This window comes from Pedobacter cryophilus, from assembly GCF_005116455.1.
GTDB lineage: Bacteria > Bacteroidota > Bacteroidia > Sphingobacteriales > Sphingobacteriaceae > Pseudopedobacter > Pseudopedobacter cryophilum.
On record NZ_SWBP01000004.1, the window covers coordinates 248,300 to 269,044 of the forward strand.

At 34.1% G+C, this 20,745-nt stretch carries 9 protein-coding genes; all 9 read left to right on the top strand.

The annotated features are described in order from the left end of the window. Nucleotides 1-26 precede the first annotated feature (26 nt). The 9 genes from FA046_RS12580 (at nucleotide 27) to FA046_RS12620 (ending at nucleotide 20,726) form a co-directional block, all read left to right on the top strand. On the top strand, nucleotides 27-881 hold the full coding sequence (locus FA046_RS12580; RefSeq protein WP_136826871.1) for a sialate O-acetylesterase: 855 nt from the start codon (nucleotides 27-29) through the stop codon (nucleotides 879-881). A gap of 268 nt (nucleotides 882-1,149) precedes the next feature. Continuing rightward, nucleotides 1,150-2,118, top strand: a complete 969-nt coding sequence (locus FA046_RS12585; RefSeq protein ID WP_136826872.1) for a glycoside hydrolase family 43 protein — start codon at nucleotides 1,150-1,152, stop codon at nucleotides 2,116-2,118. A gap of 451 nt (nucleotides 2,119-2,569) precedes the next feature. Continuing rightward, entirely contained in the window at nucleotides 2,570-6,796 is a 4,227-nt protein-coding gene (locus FA046_RS12590) for a hybrid sensor histidine kinase/response regulator transcription factor (RefSeq protein ID WP_136826873.1), read from the top strand. A gap of 285 nt (nucleotides 6,797-7,081) precedes the next feature. Continuing rightward, nucleotides 7,082-10,117 carry a SusC/RagA family TonB-linked outer membrane protein gene (locus tag FA046_RS12595; protein ID WP_169303367.1) on the top strand — a complete coding sequence of 1,012 codons (3,036 nt, stop codon included), beginning with the start codon at nucleotides 7,082-7,084 and terminating at the stop codon, nucleotides 10,115-10,117. A gap of 10 nt (nucleotides 10,118-10,127) precedes the next feature. Further along, complete coding sequence (locus FA046_RS12600; RefSeq protein WP_136826875.1) at nucleotides 10,128-11,852, top strand: RagB/SusD family nutrient uptake outer membrane protein; 1,725 nt, start codon at nucleotides 10,128-10,130, stop codon at nucleotides 11,850-11,852. Between the two features lie 76 nt (nucleotides 11,853-11,928). Beyond that, nucleotides 11,929-14,928 (top strand): SusC/RagA family TonB-linked outer membrane protein, encoded by a 3,000-nt coding sequence (locus FA046_RS12605; RefSeq protein ID WP_169303368.1) that lies wholly within the window; start codon nucleotides 11,929-11,931, stop codon nucleotides 14,926-14,928. A gap of 33 nt (nucleotides 14,929-14,961) precedes the next feature. Then, the gene (locus tag FA046_RS12610) at nucleotides 14,962-16,626 is read left to right on the top strand and encodes a RagB/SusD family nutrient uptake outer membrane protein (RefSeq protein WP_136826877.1); all 1,665 of its coding nucleotides are present in this window, start codon (nucleotides 14,962-14,964) and stop codon (nucleotides 16,624-16,626) included. 204 nt (nucleotides 16,627-16,830) lie between these two features. After that, nucleotides 16,831-18,672, top strand: a complete 1,842-nt coding sequence (locus FA046_RS12615; protein WP_136826878.1) for a glycoside hydrolase family 2 protein — start codon at nucleotides 16,831-16,833, stop codon at nucleotides 18,670-18,672. A gap of 371 nt (nucleotides 18,673-19,043) precedes the next feature. Then, a complete protein-coding gene (locus FA046_RS12620) occupies nucleotides 19,044-20,726 on the top strand; it encodes a T9SS type A sorting domain-containing protein (protein ID WP_136826879.1) in 1,683 nt (560 codons plus the stop codon). Nucleotides 20,727-20,745 lie beyond the last annotated feature (19 nt).

Below are 20,745 nucleotides of genomic sequence, written 5' to 3' on the forward strand. Positions count from 1 at the left end.
TAAATAAATAAAAACCATTTTAAATAATGAAACTAAAATTCACATTCATAGCCACTATTTTATTTCTTTTTATCCAATTAAAAGGATTTGCACAGGATAAAAAGTTTTACATTTTTCTTTGTTTTGGACAGTCAAATATGGAGGGAAATGCAAAAATTCAACCTCAAGATACCCTTCATGTTGATCCTCGCTTTAAAGTATTAGAAGCTTTAAATTGCCCTGATTTAAACCGAAAAATGGGAAATTGGTACACTGCATTTCCCCCTTTAAGTCGATGTAATACAGGTTTAACTCCGGTAGATTATTTTGGACGAACGTTGGTTGCCAACCTCCCAAAAGATGTAAGAGTAGGAGTTATTAACGTAGCTGTTGGTGGCTGTAAAATAGAATTATTTGATAAGGATCATTATGAATCTTATGTATCCACAGCTCCTGATTGGATGCAGGCATTTATCAAACAATATGATGGTAACCCTTACAAAAGATTGGTTGAGATGGCAAAAATCGCCCAAAAGGATGGTGTAATCAAAGGGATTTTGCTTCATCAAGGAGAATCTAATAAAGGCGATGTTTTATGGCCAAAAAAGGTAAATGTGGTATATCAGAATTTATTGAAAGATCTTCATTTAAAGGGCAAAAAAGTTCCTCTTTTGGCTGGAGAAACTGTAAATAAAGATCAGGGCGGTATTTGCGCCAACATGAATAATATCATTGCTACACTTCCGCAAACTATACCAAATTCTTATATTATATCCTCTGCTGGTTGTCCAGATGGGCCAGATAATTTGCATTTTAATGCAGAGGGATATAGAATGCTTGGAAATAGGTATGCAGAGAAAATGCTTTCATTGTTGGGTCATCCTTTTAAAAACGATCATTAAGTTTTACTGGTTTGAAATCTCAGTTAGCAAACAATTTTTTAGACTTTAATTCTGCAGTAATTAATTTCCTTTATTTGGAATGATAAAAAACAAGAATTGGAAATTGGAGCTACTCAAGGATCATTCAATGGGCAAAAAAAACAGGACGTTTGACGTGACACTTATTGATTCATCTAAACATAATAAAACACAAAACATATCAATTAAAAAAGTTTTGAACTACAAAGGGTCGAGGCATTAAATCAAAAATTAAATAAATATCATTTTTATGAAGAGAATAACAAAGCATTACTTAGCAACACTATTACTGGTATTTGTTGCCACTAATTTGTTTTCACAAAACCCAATTATTTCACATATCTACACTGCAGATCCGTCTCCAATTGTATATAATAATACGGTTTATTTATACACCGGGCATGATACAGCCTCAGTAGATGATACCAATTATAAAATGCCTGATTGGCATGTGTTCTCTTCAAAAGATATGGTTACGTGGAAAGATCATGGAGCGCTTTTGTCGCCTAAAACATTCTCTTGGGCAACGGGTGATGCTTATGCAGCTCAGTGTATAGAAAGCAATGGTAAATTTTATTGGTTTGTTTCCACTTTTCATAAGAGTGATAGTGTAAGTAAAGGTGGTGCTGCTATTGGCGTAGCGGTTTCTGATAGTCCAACTGGTCCTTTTAAAGATGCTATTGGTAAAGCCTTAATTATTAACGAGATGACCATTGATAAAAAACATGCTTGGGATGATATTGATCCAACCGTTTTTATGGATGACGATGGCACACCTTACATGTATTGGGGTAATGGTAGCTGTAAATATGTTAAGTTAAAAAAGAACATGATTGAAACTGATGGACCTATCACAGTTATAAATCCGAAGAATTTTATTGAAGGTCCTTGGGCTTATAAAAGAAATGGATTGTATTATTTAGTTTATGCAAGTGCGGGCACAAAGCCAGAAATGATAGAATATTGCACTTCTACAAGTCCTACTGGTCCGTGGAATTACCAAGGCATCATTCAAGAAAATGTACCTAATAGTTTTACCACACACCCTGGAATAGTTGATTTCAAAGGAAAGAGTTATTTCTTTTATCACAATGGTTCCTTACCACAAGGTGGCAGTTATAGGAGATCTATCTGTGTAGATTATATGTATTATAACCCAGATGGAACTATTCAAAAAATTGTGCAAACTACTCAAGGTGTGGCTCCCGTAACTCAATAAATAAATTATGGTAGCAAATTTGGCTTTTTCATTGATTTAAATACCAGAATACACCGTTAATAGGGTAGATATTACCACCAATATAAGATAAAGTAAAAAGTTTAGCTTTCTCATTATTTTAGTTTCTGTAATACAAAAATGAAGTACAGAAACTTAAACATAGATGACCTTTGTTAACTCCACTGTTGATTCTCATCAACAATAACAAAGAGTTTGTTAAAGCTGGTTAATTGGTTTTTTTGACCTAATTAAGCTGATAATATGTTGCTTAGACACTTATTTTAATGAGATTTTTTTTTGATTTTGTTGGAAGATAAACCTGAAAGCTTTATTTTTAACTCGAACAATTTGTCAAATTATATTCCACATAGTTGATATATAATTGTAATTTTCAATCCTTAAACCAAATTGAACCACTAAATTGAACAAGCCTAAACTCAAGTGTGTATTGATGGTGCTTTTGTTTTTTGTGACAAAAGAAATTGCCGCTCAAGATAGCCAGCAGGAAATCAATTTTAAGCATATCTCCTACAAGGAAGGTTTGGTTCAAAGTCCTATATCTAATTTTTTGCAAGATGATAAGGGTTTTATTTGGTTTGGTAATTTAAAAGGTTTAACCCGCTATGACGGTTACGAGTTTAAGACTTTTATTTTTGATGAGAACAATAGAAAAAGTTTAAGTAGTAACAGAGTAAACGTAATTTTTCAGGATAGCGAAAAAAACCTTTGGATAGGTACTGCAAACGGAGTGAATCTCTACAACAGAGAGCAAGAAACCTTTACCCCCATTGATATTTTAGACATAAAGGGCGGTAGAAATTACATTTCTTCTATTATTGAAGATGCCCAAAAAAATATTTGGGTGGGCACCTATGGCGGCTTAAAAAAAATCAATAAGAAAACTAAAAGAATAGAAGATATTGTTAGTCCCAACCAAACTAATGGTTTAACCACCAAACCTATTTTTTCTTTATTTATAGATAAAGATCAACACATTTGGGTAGGTACAAGATTTGGTTTGCAAATATTTGATCCACAAAAAAATAAATTGGTTTCCATTCCTCTGGTTCTAAGAAGCGATATTGAGGTGGCCAATGCCAAGGTATTAGTGGCAAAGCAAGATAAGCAAGGCGCCATTTGGTTTGGTACAGAAACATCAGGTGTTTTTGCTTATCAAAAAAATGGAAATATACTTACCAAGTATGTTGCTTCAGATAAAGACGCTTATTCATTAGCATCTAACTGGGTAAAAGATATTTTGATATATGATGATCAAACATTTTGGTTTGCTACCAGAAATGGCTTAAGTATTCTTAACACTAAAACCAATAAATTTTCAAACTACAGACACAATCCCTTAAACATTAATAGCCTAAATGACGATGCCATTTGGAGTTTTATGAAAGATAAAGCATCATGCGTTTGGATAGGGACTTTTGCCGGAGGGATTAATTTTTATTATCAGGGGAACTCTAATTTTCAGAACATAGGAGAAAGCATTGGCAATAAAATGGCTTTAAATCATTTATTGGTTGATGCGGTTAGTGAAGATAAAGATGGTTCTTTATGGGTAGGTACTTTTGGTGGTGGATTAAATTATATTAACAGGGCAAAAAAAACTACTGAATATTATTCTCTTGTTTCAGAAAATAGCCACCAATTAAGAAATGATATCAAAACTTTTGCCGATGATGGAAAAGGGAATTTATGGATTGGTTCTTTAGACGGACTAAGTTTATTTAATAAAGCGGCAAAAACATTTAAGCATTTTAATTTTCCAGTTAAAGATGGCAAACTAAGTGAAAACCTCATCAATGCAATTATTGCAGATGAAAACGGCGCTTGGATAGGTACAAACGGCGGCGGCTTAAGATATGTGTTGCCCGATGGTACCAGTAAGTTTTTATATCGGAAAAAACCCGAATTACAGATTAAAAATTACGTAACCGTAGATAAAGAAATAGCCAGCCAATTTGCTGCTTCTTCCTCATTTGTTCCAAATGGTTATTTCTCATTTTTAAATGCCCGAGACCCAAATTTTATAAGTGATAACTTTATTCAATCTTTAGCAAAAGATGTTGATGGAAATTTGTGGGTAGGTACCCAAAATGGTTTAAACTATTTTGATCAAAAAACACAAAAGTTTACCGCCCTATATAAAAAGGTTAAAGACACAAAGTTTCAGATCAATAACAACAATATTACTACGCTTTTTATAGATTCTAAAAGCAGATTATGGGTAGGTACTGAGGGTGGCGGACTAAATTATTTTGATAAAAAGACTAAACGTTTTTTTGCCATCAGTAAAAATTTAGGCTTAGGTGATGATGTTATTCACTCTATTGTAGAAGATAATTCTGAAAATATTTGGATAAGTACAGATTTTGGTCTTTACAAGTTAAAATTTAAAAACTTTAAGACTCCTTTTACCAAGCAAGATTTAGAAATTACAGGTTATTCTGCAAATGATGGTTTAATAAGTAATCAGTTTTCTAATAATGCAGGCATTAGACTAAAAACAAATGAAATTATTTTTGGAGGAATTAATGGCTTATCAATTTTTTATCCAGAGCGAATTATTAAAAATAAGCTAGCCCCAAAAGTAGCATTCACACAAATATTAATTAATAATAAGGAAGTTTTAATAGATAGTGTTCATTCTTCCTATTCAAAATCAGAGGGAGAGGTCAAACAAATAAAGTTAAGTTATGATCAAGCTAACTTAAGTTTTAAATACTCGGCTTTAAATTTTATTAATCCAGAAAATAGTCAGTATGCCTATAAATTAGAAGGATTGCCAAACAGTGATGAATGGCAAAATACAGGTAAGCAAAGATTTGTGAACTTTCCTAATTTAGCGCCAGGAACTTATTATTTTAAAATAAAGGCCGCCAATAATGATGGTGTTTGGAGTGACTATATTAACACCTTAAAAATTATTGTTTTACCTCCTTGGTGGCGCACTTGGTGGGCTTATAGTTTATATATCATACTTCTTATTGTAGCTGCTACGGTGGTCATTAATTTTTTAAGAAACAGAGCAAGGCTTAAAAGAGATTTATATTTAGAGCATTTGCAAAACGAGAAACAAGAAGAGCTTTATCAAATGAAGCTTAATTTCTTCACCAATATATCGCATGAAATTAGAACTCCTTTAACCCTTATTTTAGCTCCTTTAGAAAAAATATTAGCCGTTAACAACCAAAGCGTTATTGCTAAGCAGTTAGATCTGATAAAAAATAATGCAGATAGATTAATGAAATTAGTGACTGAGCTGTTAGATTTTAGAAAGGCAGAAGAAGGGCACATGAAAATTCATTGTGCTTACCAAGATATTGTTCCTTTTTGTAAAGAAATATTTGAATCATTTACCGGGCTAGCTATTGATAAAAATATAACCTACCAATTTGAAGCGCCGCAACATCCAATTTTTATTTATTTTGATAGAAACCAATTAGAAAAAGTGGTTTTAAACCTTTTATCTAATGCGTTTAAATTTACTGATGTTGATGGAAAAATTACGCTAAGTATATCTCCAAAAACAGATAATAAAAATTGGTTAGATATTAAAGTGATAGATAATGGAAAAGGCATTCCAGAAGATATTCAGGATAAATTATTTGAAAGCTTTTTTCAGGTAGACGATGGTGGAAGGCAAAATATAGGCAGTGGAATAGGGTTGGCCCTTTCTAAAAGTATTGTAGAATTGCACAAGGGAGCAATAAAAGTAACCAGTCATGCTTCTCAGCAAAATTTAACCACTTTTACCATATCCCTGCAAACAGGTAAAAATCATTTAAAGGAATCTGAAATTGTTTCTGAAACGGTGTTTACAGAAGATTTTAAAAGCACACCCATACTTAATAAACAACCTACATTATTAGATGAGGATAATCATCACCTTGTTAAAGAAAAAAAATATCAATTGTTACTTGCCGAGGATAATGAAGAGGTAAGAAAATTGATTATCGATATTTTAACCGACGAATACCATGTGGTAGATTTTTCTAATGGTTTAGAGGCGATGGAATACATGAAGAACGAGATTCCAGATTTAATAATTAGTGATATAATGATGCCCGTAATGGATGGGATAGAATTGTGTAATCAGGTAAAAAATAACGAAAGCACCAATCATATTCCTATGATATTGCTTACCGCCAGAGCTTCAACAGCCTACCAGGTTGATGGATTATCAAGCGGAGCAGATGCTTACATATCAAAGCCATTTAGTCCCCAGGTATTAACGCTCAACATTAAAAATCTATTAAGGGCAAAAGAGGTAATGCGAGAAAAGTTTAGTCAGCAAATTACTTTAGAGCCAACTAAAATAACCATTACTTCTCCCGAAGAAAAATTCATTAATAAGCTCATGCAAATTATTGAAGATAAAATGGGTGATCCTGAATTTGACGTAAATGAGCTGGTTAATGAAATTGGGATGAGCCGTACCGTTTTATATAAAAAAGTTCAGGCATTAACCAATTATTCTGTAGCCGATTTAATAAAGCAAATGCGTTTAAAAAAAGCTGCCGAATTATTTAAAACGGCTACATTCCCAGTAGCCGAAGTAGCCTATATGGTAGGTTTTAATGATAGGAAACACTTTAGTAAAGAATTTAAAAAGCAGTTTGAAGTTTCCCCGTCAGAGTATATTCAAAACTCACAGCAAGTTTAAAATCTTAAAACTATTGGTCTTATTTTTTTCTTAAGATTCTCTAAATGTTTTCAAAAAAGGCTTCTTGGTTGTACTAAGCACATTTAGACCCTTATTTGAGTACGCATAGACACCCCTTTTTCTCATCTTGTGTTCATATTTGTATCGTTATCATCCAATAGATAACTAACCAATTAATAATTAACCAAACCGATTAAAATGAAAAAACCTTACGAAAAGAAATTTTTTGTGCGAAATCTTTTCAGTAATTGCTTCAAAAATGCGTTCCTCGCATTTTTATGTTTGATGAGCTCTCAAGCATTTTCACAACAAACAGTAATTACCGGAACAGTAAAAGATCAAGCAGGTGTAACCTTACCTGGTGTAAGTGTGTTGCTCAAAAACACAACAACAGGTACTATCACCAACGAGTCTGGTGCGTTTAGCATCAAAGTACCCAATTCACAAGCTATATTAGTTTTTAGGTATTTAGGTTTTGATCCACTAGAAAGAACAGTTGGTGCAAACAGCACCCTTGCTGTTGTAATGTTAGAGTCAACCAATAGCCTTACCGAAGTAATTGTAGTAGGTTACGGTGAGCAAAAAAAATCTACACTTACCGGCGCAATTGCTACAGTAAATACTAAAGAAATTCTTAAATCTCCAACTTCTAATGTAACCAATAGTTTAGTAGGTAGAGTAACTGGTCTTACAGCTGTTCAAAGTGGCGGTCAACCAGGAAATAATGCTGCAACCATTAGTATTCGTGGAGCTGCAACTTACGGTAATACGGCAGCCATTGTTATTGTAGATGGGATAGAGCGTTCTAGCTTTGGAGACATAGATCCAAATGAAATAGAATCTGTTTCTGTATTAAAAGATGCTTCTTCTACCGCAATTTTCGGTATTAAAGGTGCAAATGGGGTAATTATAGTTACTACACGTTCTGGTAAAGAAGGTAAACCAAAAATCAGCTACAGCGGAAACACCAGTATGCAAACTTATACAGGCATCCCAAAAGCTTTGAGTGCCTATGACAATGCTTTTTTAATAAATGAGGCCAACAGAAATGATGGCAGAGCAGAAACATGGAGAGCAGACGAGTTACAAAAATTTAAAGATGGGTCTGATCCTTATGGCTACCCAGATGTAAACTGGTTTGAAGAAGTTACTCGTAAAAGCTATTTGCAAACACAACATAATGTGAATGTAAGTGGGGGAACTAAACTTATTAAATACTTTACATCTGTAGGTTATTTATTTGAAGATGGTATTTTTAAAGAACTTGATTCTCCTTATGGTATTAGAACTACTCCATCTTATACCAGATATAATTTTCGTTCTAATTTAGATTTAAACCTTACTAAAAATTTACAAGTAAGTGTTCGTTTAGGTGGGCGTTTAGGTAAACGCTATCAGCCGTCTGGTTTAGGCGGAAATGCATTCGCTTATGATAACGTAGAGGGAATGATTTCAAGGATTTTACAAACTCCATCTTTCGCCTTTCCTATTACTTTAGCTGATGGCAGAATTGCTCAAAATCCAGATGTAGGAACTAATATTTGGAATCCTTTAGCCGTATTAACTCGCTGGGGAACCAGAAATGACGATGCCAACACCATTGAAAGTAATTTTAATGTGAATTATAAATTAGATGGCATTACAAAAGGCTTATCATTTAAAGGCATTTTTGGTTACGATTCTTATTTCACCAGCAATATGAGAAGAAACGCCAATTGGGCAGCTTATATTCAAGATAGAACAACAGGAGTAGTAACTTTAGATCCTGGTGCTAGAAATATAAATGAGCCTTTAGGGGGTTTTATATCTACCAGTAGTGGTAATATCAGTTCTAATCTACAACTGGGCTTTAACTATGCCAGAAGTTTTGGAAAACATAATTTTTCTGGAGTTTTATTAGCTACCAGGCAATTAAATCAACAAGAGGGTACAGGGCTTAATGCGGCTCCAAGAGCGGTAGAAGGTATTGTGAGTAGAAGTACTTATAATTTTAACGAGAAGTATTTTGTTGAATTTAACGCCGCTTATAATGGTTCAGAAGCTTTTGCTCCGGGGTATCAATATGGTTTTTTTCCAGCGGTATCTGGAGGTTGGAATATTTCAAGAGAAAATTTTCTGAAAGATGTTACTTGGATAGATAACCTTAAAATAAGAGGTTCTTATGGTCAGGTGGGTAATGATGGTTTAACTAACGCTAATCGTTTCTTATTCTTATCAGATTATAATGTGCAAAATGGGGGCGCTGTTTTTGGTCTTCCAAATTCAAGCGTAAGTTCTCCTATTGTAGTGGTTACAGGTAATAGTGAAGGTAACCAATTAGTAACCTGGGAAACGGGTACCAAAAGAAACATTGGTTTTGAAAGTAGATTCTTTAAAAATTCATTAGAATTTATTGTAGATCTATTTGATGAAACCAGATCGGGAATTTTAACACAGAAAAATTCGGGTCAGGTAATATACGGCCTCACTTACCCTGCATTAAACATAGGTGAAGTATATAACAAAGGCTACGAAGCCGAATTAAATTACAGAAATAGAGTTGGAGCTTTTAATTACAGCTTAAACACCCAAATATCTTTTGCCAGAAACAAAATCATTAGCAGAGATGAACCCATCAGCACTCCAGCTAACAAATTACAAGCCGGTAATAGGGTAGGTCAATTTTACGGCTTAACATCTTTAGGTTTTTACACTTCACAAGCAGATATTGATGCTTATCTTCCTACTACCATTCCAGGCGTAAGAATTCCGGGCGATTTAAAGTATAAAGATATTGATGGCGACGGAGTAATTACTGTAGATGATACCTCTCCAATAGGTTTTTCTAGAACTCCAGAATACACTTACAGCGTTGCACCAACTTTATCTTGGAAAGGAATAAGCTTATCTGTTTTATTCCAAGGGGTAGCTAATGTTAGCTCTGATTATATTTTGGCCGAGAATAATAACGGAGCTCAAATGTATGAATTCCAATTAGAAAGATGGACGCCAGAAACTGCTGCAACTGCAACATGGCCAGCGCTACACTCAAGAACAGTATCAAGTGGAAACTATCGCTTAAACGATTTTACGCTACAAAACGCGGCTTATTTAAAAGTTAGAAATGCAGAGTTAGCTTGGAACTTGCCTCAAAAATGGGTGAAATCATTAAAGTTGAATTCATTAAGAGTAGCACTAAGCGGACAAAATTTATATACATGGACAAAATTTAAATTCTATGTAGATCCAGAAAATGTAAATACTTCATTTACAAACTTCTCCAGACAGTCGGTTTACCCTACCTCTAGGATCTATAATCTTGGTTTAAATGTTACCCTTTAAACATAATTTCATGAAAACGATAAAACAAATTATTTTTTTAACTGCAGTAGTTTTTTTGGCTGCATCTTGTAAAAAAGATTTTTTAGATAAAGCACCCAGTGTAAATTTACCTGAGGAGAAAGTATTCTCAGACCCAATTCTTGCGGTTCAATATGCAGATAACGCTTATAATTTTTTAGTAAATGATTATGCCCGTTTTAATACTCATAGAGGAATTACTGGCCAAGCTGCAGATGAAGCAGTTACAGGTAATAACGAAGGGTCTATCAATACCTTAACACAAGGAACCTACCATGCCCACTCAGATAATTTTGGCACCAATGATATTTCTTATGTATATGCCAGATCTTATGCAGGGATTAGAATTGCAAATGTGATGCTATCTAAAATAGACGGCGTAAACTGGCCAGCCATTAATAGTCCTAGAGATAGAGTAGAAGGCGAAATGCATTTTGTTAGAGCCTTACTTTATTTTGAATTGATTAAAAGATTTGGCGGCGTGGTGCTAATAGACCAACGTTTAGAAGCTAACGGAGAGAATGATTTCCCTAGAAATTCTTATCAAGAATGTGTAGATTTTATTTTGAAAGATTTAGATGCTGCCGATGCTTTATTGCCACTCAATTATAATGCAACTCTTGCCATTAATAACGGAAGAGCAACTGTAGGAGCATCAAAAGCATTAAGATCAAGACTGTTATTATATGCAGCAAGTAAACTAAATAACGAAACTAATGATTTAAATAAATGGAAGCTTGCTGCCGATGCAGCCAAAGCGGTGATGGACTTAAATGAATATTCTTTACAATCAACTTATGAAGATATTCTTAATGTACCCACATCAACAGAATACATTATGACCAAAGTGAGAGGCCCCAGAGCTCCAGACGGAATGATGTTAGATTTTGTAATGTCACCAGGTTCTGGAGGCGCACAAGGTCAGTTAAATCCAACCCAAAACCATGTGGATTTATATGATATGTTAACTACCGGCAGACCAATAACAGATCCTCTTTCTGGTTATGACGCTACCAAGCCTTATGTTGATAGAGATCCAAGATTAAAAGCAAACGTACTTTATAATGATGTACAGTGGCAAGGAGTTGGGGTAAAAATAGAAACTTGGTCTCAAACCTCTTCTACCGGCGTAAAAACTTTTGGAAAAGATTACAGAGAAAATAATCCTAATTATACCGCAACAAGGTATTACTGCCGTAAATTATGGCCAGAACCTTATGTGAGAAGCTTACCAAATAATAGAGCTTTGCTTAATTATATCTATTTCAGATATGCCGAGATTTTATTGAATTATGCTGAAGCTCAAAATGAATTTTCTGGTCCGGATGCGAGCATTTTAAATGCTTTAAACTTAATTAGAACCAGAGCCGGGATGCCGGTTTTTCAAACTACCAATGCAAGCGGAGCAGGTTATATAGCCAATAATAAAGACGATTTTAGAATTAGAATTAGAAATGAAAGAGCAGTAGAATTAGCTTTTGAAGATGCCAGATGGTATGATATTCAGAGATGGAAAGTGGGGCCAGAAATAGTTGCAAAACCTATGTATGGAATGGATGTAGTAAAAAACACCAACGGAAGCTTTACCTACACTAAAGTGTTATTACCAATAGCTATGCAAAAGGTTTTTCTAGATTATATGCATCGTTATCCAATTCCTCGTAATGAAGTATTTAAAAGTAAAGGAAAATTGATTCAAAATACGGGTTGGGAATAAAGCTTATGCTTCGTTCAAATAATTAATCATTAATTCTAGAAACATGAAATCAACACTTAAAATATATATATTCTTAATGCTAGCACTCTCTGCATTAAGTAGTAAAGCGCAAGAGCCAGATAGCAAAGTCACTATATCTGGTACAGTAAAAGATAATCAAGGAAATGCAGTAGAAGGGGTAAGTATTTTTATTCAAGAAAAAGCATCAAACAATTTAACTGCTAAAGACGGTAAGTTTTCAATAAGTGTAACCGGTAATGATGTTATTTACTTTAAAAAGCAAGGTTATAATTTAGTTCAAAAGCCCGCTTTAGAATTAGATGGTGCTGTGGTTGTTTTAACATTAAGTTTAATTGATGCTGGTGATGATGACGATGTTTATATCCCATTCGGAATCAGAAAAAAGCGTTCAGTTTCTGCATCCATAAGCACCATAAAAGGCAGTGAATTGCCTCAGTTACCACTTTCAACATTAACTAACTCATTATCTGGGAGGTTACCAGGTCTTTATATCAAACAAAGCGGTACTCGCCCCGGTACAGATGATGCCTCTTTCTTAATTAGAGGAAGGTCATCTTATAACAGCGGTCAGGCACCTTTGGTATTGGTAGATGGAGTAGAACGAGATTTTGTAAATATGGATTTGAATGAGATAGAAGGAATAAGCGTATTAAAAGATGCGGCTTCTTTATCTTGGTATGGAATGAGTGCTGCAAACGGAGTAGTTTATGTAACTACAAAACGTGGTGATGCGGTAAAAACCAAAGTTACTTTTGATGCTCAGGGTGGTGCACAAACTCCTATTAATATTACAAGCCCATTAAATTCTTTTCAATTTGCTAATCAGTCTAATCAACATGCTTTAAATAGTGGTTTACCACTTGTTTATGATCAAACAGCATTAGATGCTTATCAATCTGGTTCAGATTTGGTGAACTATCCTAGTAATAATTTTGTTGACCGTTTTATTAAAGATGTGGCCCCAGTTCAAAGATATGTGGCTACCGTAAGTGGAGGTAATGCTTTTGCTCGTTATTTTACTTTAGTGAGTTTGTTTAAACAAGATGGTTTATATAGAGGTGCAGAAACGCCAGATTATAACACCAATTCAAATTACAAAAGATATAATTTTAGAACCAATCTTGATCTTCATATCAATAAAAGTTTAGATGTTAAACTAGATGTAGGCGGCAGGGTAGAAAACTTGCAGTATAATACCGCAGGCAACGGAACTTTTTTAAACACTATTTATAACACTCCATCAAATGCTTTCCCACTTTTAAATCAAGACGGAACATTTGGAGGCAGCTCTTTATTTAGAAATAATCCATTAGCCATGTTAACTGCTAACGGAAATAATAATGATCTTTCTCGTACTTTATTAGCTACCGTAGATGTGAAGCATAAGTTAGATTTTATTTTAAAAGGCTTATCTGCTAATGCATTTTATACCTATGATATTACCAGTGCTTATACTTATGGGTTTAACCAAAACTATGAAATTTATTCTTCTACAGGTGGTGGAACTTTTGAGAGATTTGGTAACAGCACACCTTTACAATATAAAAGCAGTGATTTTAATAACAATGTAAGAGGAAACGAGTTTTGGGCAGGTTTAGATTATGACCGTACGTTTGGTTTACACGATGTAAAATTTTCTACTAGATTATTAAGATCTGTTAATGCAGCACCAGGTAGACTAGATTATAAAAGACAAGCCATCACCAACCGTTTATCTTACAGTTTTAACAATCGCTATTTTGCTGATGTTGTTGCGGCTTATGCAGGTTCAGAGAATTTTGCACCAGGCAAACGTTACGGAGTTTTCCCAGCAGTTTCTGCCGGTTGGATTTTATCAGAAGAAAATTTCTTAAACAAAGTGAAAGCGGTTAATTATTTTAAACTACGTGGTTCTTATGGCATAGTAGGAAATGATGATTTATTTGCCAATCGTTTTTCATTTAATAATTATTTTACCAGAAGTAGTGGCGGTTATAATTTTGGAACAAGCTTTGGTGCTGCTAATGGCTCGGCAGAACTTACCTTGGGTAACCCTAATTTAACATGGGAGAAAGCTAAAAAAGCAAGCATAGGCTTTGATGGGCAATTTTTTAATCAATCTTTACAATTAGCTTTTGATCTTTTTCATGAAAACAGAACCAACCTTTTAACTACTGATATTTTACCAAGTATTATTGGCCAGTCTGTATCTCTTATCAACAACGGGGAGGCTCAGTATAAAGGTTTTGAAATGGCTATGGGTTACAACAAAACTTTTAATAAAGTAACTGTTGGCATCAATGGAAATTTCACAAAATCTAAAAGTAAAATCATTTCTATTAGTGAAGAAATTGGTTTGCCAGCATATCAAAGCCAAAAAGGATTTCAAATTGGAAGCGTAATACAAGGAGGAGATTTTATCCGTAGATTTTTAGTTTCTGATGGCCTTTTTCAAACTCAAGCAGAAATTGATGCAGCTCCAGTACAAAGATTTTCTGGTTTGGTACGCCCAGGTGATATCCGTTACAAAGATCAAAACAACGATAATATAATTGATAACCTAGATTTTATAAACACAAATTATTCAGATGTGCCAGATACTTATTATGGTTTTGGTACAAATGTTAAATATTCAAATTTTGATTTATCGGTTCAATTTCAAGGGGTAGCAGGTAGAACCATCCAAATCAATAACTTAATTAATTCTACTAGCGCATCAGCAAATTATGTGAATCAGTTTAGTACAGAAAGTTGGACTCCAGCAACAGCCGCAACAGCTAAATACCCTTTAATTGCTTTAAACAACAGAGGCAACAATACCCAAAATTCTGATTTTTGGTTACGTTCTGGCGATTTTCTGAAATTGAAAAATTTAGAAGTGGGTTATTCATTGTCTTCTAGTGCGGTTAAAAAACTAAAAGTAAATGCAATGAGATTTTATGTAAGCGGATTTAACTTGTTAACATTTAGCAAGGTAAGTGAATTAGGAATAGATCCTGAAATTCCAACAGCAGGATTTAATTCTGATTATCCATACATCACCACTTTTTCAGCCGGTGTAAACCTTAAGTTTTAATTAGACGATTAAGAAATTTTAAGCTAAAAAATCATGAAAATAAGAAACTATAAAATATACACATTACTATTTGCCCTCTTTATAATGGGATGCGAAAAGGATAAATATTTGCAAGATGGTTCTGTAACAGAAGGAGATATTACAAATGCACAAATTTGGGCTACTAATGCTTATGCTCGTGGAATATTAAATAATGCTTACGCAGATATTCCGGAAGAGTATTCTATGGATGGCGGAGGAGCATTAAGAGCTTCTGGCTCAGATGAAGCCGTTAATTCTAACTTAAATTCATCTATTAACACTTTTAATAATGGTACTTGGAGCCCTACCCGTACGGTAGATAATGTTTATGGCAATATGTATGAAGCATTAAGAAAAGTGAACTTATTCTTATTAAATATCCCAACGGCAAATATAGATCCTCAAGATGGATTGTCTGTTATTGCTGATAAAGCCCGCTTACGTGGGGAAGCTTACTTTTTAAGAGCAATGTTTCATTTTGAGTTATACAAACGCTATGGCTCTTTTCCAATAGCAAACAGAGTTTTTGATAGGTTAGAAGATTTAAATTTACCTAAAAACACTTATCAAGAATGTGTAGCGCAAATAGTTCTAGACTGTGATTCGGCTGTTTCTCTTTTGCCAGAATGGACTCAGTCTTGGAGTGTTTCTAACCGAGGTAGAGCCACTCAAACAGCGGCTTTATCTTTAAAATCTAGGTTATTATTATATGATGCTAGTTTGTTAAATACCCCTGTTACTGATTTAGCTAAATGGCAAAAAGCGGCTGATGCAGCCAAAGCTATAATAGATAGAAATAAACACCAGATATTTAACAATTATGTGAATGTGTTTAATTTTAATGCGTCACCTTATAATAACGAAGTGATTTTTGCTACCAGAGCCAATAGTAGAAATGATCTTGAAACTAATAATGCGCCTATTAGTTATGATGGAGCTAACGGCAGAACCAACCCTACTCAAGAGTTAGTTGATGCATTTGGAATGGCAAACGGAAAGCCCATTACTGATGCAACATCGGGCTATAACCCAGCAAATCCTTATGCTAATCGTGATCCTCGTTTAGGTTTAATAATCAATCACAATGGTAGAGTATTTAAAGGTGTAGCTGTACAAACTTATGTAGGCGGAAAAGATGGATTAGATAGAAATGCAAATGCTACTAAAACTGGCTATTACATGCGTAAGTTTTTAAGTGAAGCAGTTACTTGGAATCAGGCAACTAATAATTCTGTTCGTCGTCCTTGGGTGATTTTTAGATATGCAGAAACTTTATTGAATTATGCCGAAGCATTAAATGAAGCACAAGGTCCGGTTGCTGATGTTTATAAATACCTAAATGAAGTAAGAAGAAGAACGGGCGTTAACTTACCATTAATGGTAGCTGGCGCTCCATTATTACTTAAAGATGATATGAGAATCATTATTCAAAACGAGAGAAGAGTAGAATTAAGTTTTGAAGGTCATCGTTTCTTTGATGTTCGCCGTTGGAAAAAAGGAGAAGAGTTTTTTAACAAGCCTGTAACCGGAATGAGAATCACTAATAATGGCGGAACTTTAACTTACACCAGATTTCAGGTAGAAAGTAGAGTGTTTACTAACAAAAATTATTTTTATCCTTTTTCACAAAGTGATATAAACAGACAACCAGCTTTAGTACAAAATACGGATTGGTAATATGATTTTTAAAGCTGTTACAGATTAGATAATTTTATCTTTTGATACACAGCTTAAACAATAAATTAAATTGGTGGTGTGGAAATTATTTTCTGCGCCGCCAATTTTTATTATGATTCAACAGTATAAATAATGCAAATTAGCCTAATTATTAACTGTTTTACCTAATGTTCTAATAGGTTGTTTGCAACCAAAATTTATTTTATGAAGAGAGTAGTTTTTATTTTTCTATGTTTTTTGATGTATGCCGATACTGGGTTTTCACAAGAAGCCTTAATCCAAAATATTAGTTCAAGAAATAATTTAAGCCTCAACGGCAGATGGAATTATATTGTTGATCCCTACGAAAACGGTTTTTATGATTACAGACGAGAAGCCTATGATCAGTCAAAATCTAAAACCGGTGGCTATTATGATGATAAAAGAAATGTAAATAAGTCGGAATTAATTGAGTACGATTTTGACCATTCGCCAACTTTAAAAGTTCCTGCTGATTGGAATTCCCAAGAAGAAAAACTGTCACTTTATGAAGGTACAGTTTGGTATCGTAAACTGTTTACGGCCAAACCTATCAGCGGAAAGCGTTATGTATTATATTTTGCAGCAGCCAATTATGAAGCCCATGTTTACCTCAACGGTAAAAAATTAGGGATGCATAAAGGTGGGTTTACTCCCTTTCAGTTTGAAGTCACTAATTTATTAAAGGCCGGAGAAAACTCAGTAGTAGTTAAAGTAGATAATACCCGTAAAAAAGAAGAAATACCTACCAATAGTACCGATTGGTGGAATTACGGGGGCCTTACTAGAGATGTTTTTTTAGCCGAATTACCAGAAACTTATATTCATGATTATAAAGTTCAATTGGCAAAAGGCAATCAAAATTTAATAGAAGGCTATGTGCAGTTAAACGGAGCTAAAAAAGCTCAGAAAGTAACGGTAAACATTCCGGAGTTGGCTTTAAAGTTTTCTGTTGCTACAGATGAAAATGGTTATGCATTAATTAAAACTCCTGTTAAAAAATTAAGTTATTGGTCACCAGAAAATCCAAAACTTTATGAGGTACAAATTGCCAGCGAAACAGATGCAGTAAATGATAAAATAGGTTTTAGAACCATTGTAACCAGTGGAAAAGATATTTTATTAAACGGAAAATCCATTTTTTTAAGAGGAATTTCCATGCATGATGAAAATCCTTTAATCTCAGGCAGGCCACGATCAGAAGGAGATTTAAGAATGCTTTTAACTTGGGCAAAAGAACTCAATTGTAATTTTGTACGCTTGGCACATTATCCTCATAATGAAGAAATGATGCGTTTGGCTGATGAAATGGGCTTATTAGTTTGGGCAGAAGTGCCTGTTTATTGGACCATTGCCTGGACAAATCCCGATACCTACAAAAATGCACAAAGCCAATTGGGTGATTTAATTACTCGTGATAAAAACAGAGCAAGTGTAATTATATGGTCGGTAGGAAATGAAACACCATTGAGTGATCCTCGTCATAAATTTATGGGAAATTTAGTAGATCATGCTCGTTCATTAGATAATACCCGTTTAGTTGCGGCAGCATTAGAATTACATCGTGATGGAAATAGAGTAATTGTGGATGATGTATTGGGAGAAAAATTAGATCTAGCAAGTTTTAATGAATATGCGGGTTGGTACTGGGGAGGCACACCTAAAGAAATCACAAAATATTTTTTCGATATTAAATATCAAAAACCAGTAGTGGTTACCGAGTTTGGTGGCGATGCTTTGGCAGGTTTTCATGCTGATGCAGATACTCGTTATTCTGAAGAATATCAGGAATCTTTATACCAAAATCAGTTTAAAATACTTGGCGGTATTGATGGCCTAAGAGGGATGACCCCTTGGATTTTAGTTGATTTTAGATCACCCAGAAGACCGCATCCTATTTACCAAGAATTTTGGAATAGAAAAGGTTTGATCTCAGAAACTGGTAAGAAAAAGAAAGCATTTTTTACCCTAAAAGATTATTACGATAGCGTATCTAAAACGTTTAATCAAACAAAAGCTTCAAAATAAAAGCTTAATAAATCTCGGTTCATTTGAACCGAGATTTATTAATTAAAAATGATTCCTCATTTTACAAAGCCTTGTAAAGCCAACTAGAATTCTATAAATCATCATTTTAAAAAATGGATATCTATTTTTTAAAAGTTAAAAATTGTTCAAATCTTCTTTAACAAGTCGGTTTATTCTAAAAACCTATCAAATAAGCCTAAATAATACATTTAGACCCTTAATTGCGCACATATAGACGCCCCGTTTTTAAAGCTTACTCATCATATTTGGTAAATCGTTAACCAATTGCGGTCATTATTAAACTGTTTTTAAAGCCTCCAAAAGTTTTAAAAACAATTAGAAACCAGATTATAAACTTTAAAAAATTAAACATGAAAAAAAAATTACTATTTATTTGTGCAAGCTTAGTGGCTAGTAGCTTTGTGGCATTAGCTCAATTTACCGCTGGAAATGTAGTGGTTTACCGTTATGGTGATGGAGGTACTTATACCAACGGTCAATTAGCGCCAACTTTTTTAGATGAATATACTGCTGCAGGTGTGCTAGTAAAAACACATGGTGTTCCGTCTGTTACTAATGGTTTAAATAAAGGGTTAACTGGATTACTTAAGTTAGGTTCCGGATTATATCAACAAGAAGGAATGTCAACTCTTTCTCAGGATGGAAAGTACATTACCATTTTTGGATACAATGCCGCAGTAGGCGCTACGGTTCCAACTACAGCTGATGGATTAGTAGTAGGCGTTATTTCTGCAGATGGAAAAATAAATACAACAACAACGCTCTCTAATGCTGCAACAGTTGGTTTGGGAGCTCCCCGTTCAGCAGTAGTTGATGGCAATAATATTTGGGCAAACGGATTTCAAAATGGAGTTCAATATGCAACTTTAGGTGCCACTACTTCTATACAAGTTAATACATCTACTCAAAATTCGCCAAGAACCTTAGGCATTTTTAATGATAATTTATATGCACCAACAGGGGCTAGTGATAAATTAGCTTTTCAATCACCTCTACCAACATCAGCAGCAGCATTTCAAACAAAAATTATGAGTTCGGTTTCAACAGGTGTTAATCCAACTACTAATCAAATTGTTGCATTTCCTATAGGAAATAGAATACTTATTTACACCATAGATGATGGCTCTACAACAGGTAATACGATTAGAAGATATAATACCAATTCAGCTGGTGATACGTGGTTAACTTTAGGAACAGCAATTTCTAGTTCTCCTCAAACAGATTTAGCAAAAAGTATTACTGGTGTTTCTACTGTAGTTGGTGCCAATACAGTGATAAAGTTATATGTTACTACATGGGGAGATTCTGGAGCAGGAGTTGTAAGCTCTAAATTATTAACTTTTACAGATACTTATGTTACACCAACCACTAATCCATCTACACCAACTACTAGCGCTTTAACTACTTTAGCTACCGCACCAGCTGGTACAGTTTTTAGAAGCGTAACTATGGCTCCTCAAGGTAGTGCAGCTGTAGGAACAGGCGTTTTGCCAGTTTCATTAACCTCTTTTGGAGGTCAAAAACAAGGTGATGCTATTCAATTAAATTGGACTACTGCTTCAGAAAAAAACAATTCTCATTTTGATATTTTACGTTCTATAGATGGAAAAAAATTCCTGAACATTGGAAAAGTAGCTGGAAAAGGAAATTCTGATGCAAAAGTTGATTATACATTTTTAGATCAAAACCCATTAGGAGGAACCAATTATTATCAGTTAAATCAGGTTGATTTTGATGGTAAATCTTCAAAATCGGATGTGAAAGCGATAGAATCTGGTATTAAAACCACAGAATTAACGGTTTATGCAAACAAGAACACTAATGAAGTTGGCGTTTCTATATTCTCTGCAAATTCAACCACAGCAGATTTCAAAATCTTTGATATTTCTGGTCGTGAGCTTTTAAACAAATCTATTTCTTTAAATAAAGGATATAATTCATTTAATTTACCATTGCAATTAGGCAACGGCGTTTTTGTAACTACCTTAAGAACTCCGGTTGAAACCATCAGCAAGAAATTTATCAATCAATAATAGCCATACCATATCTCTA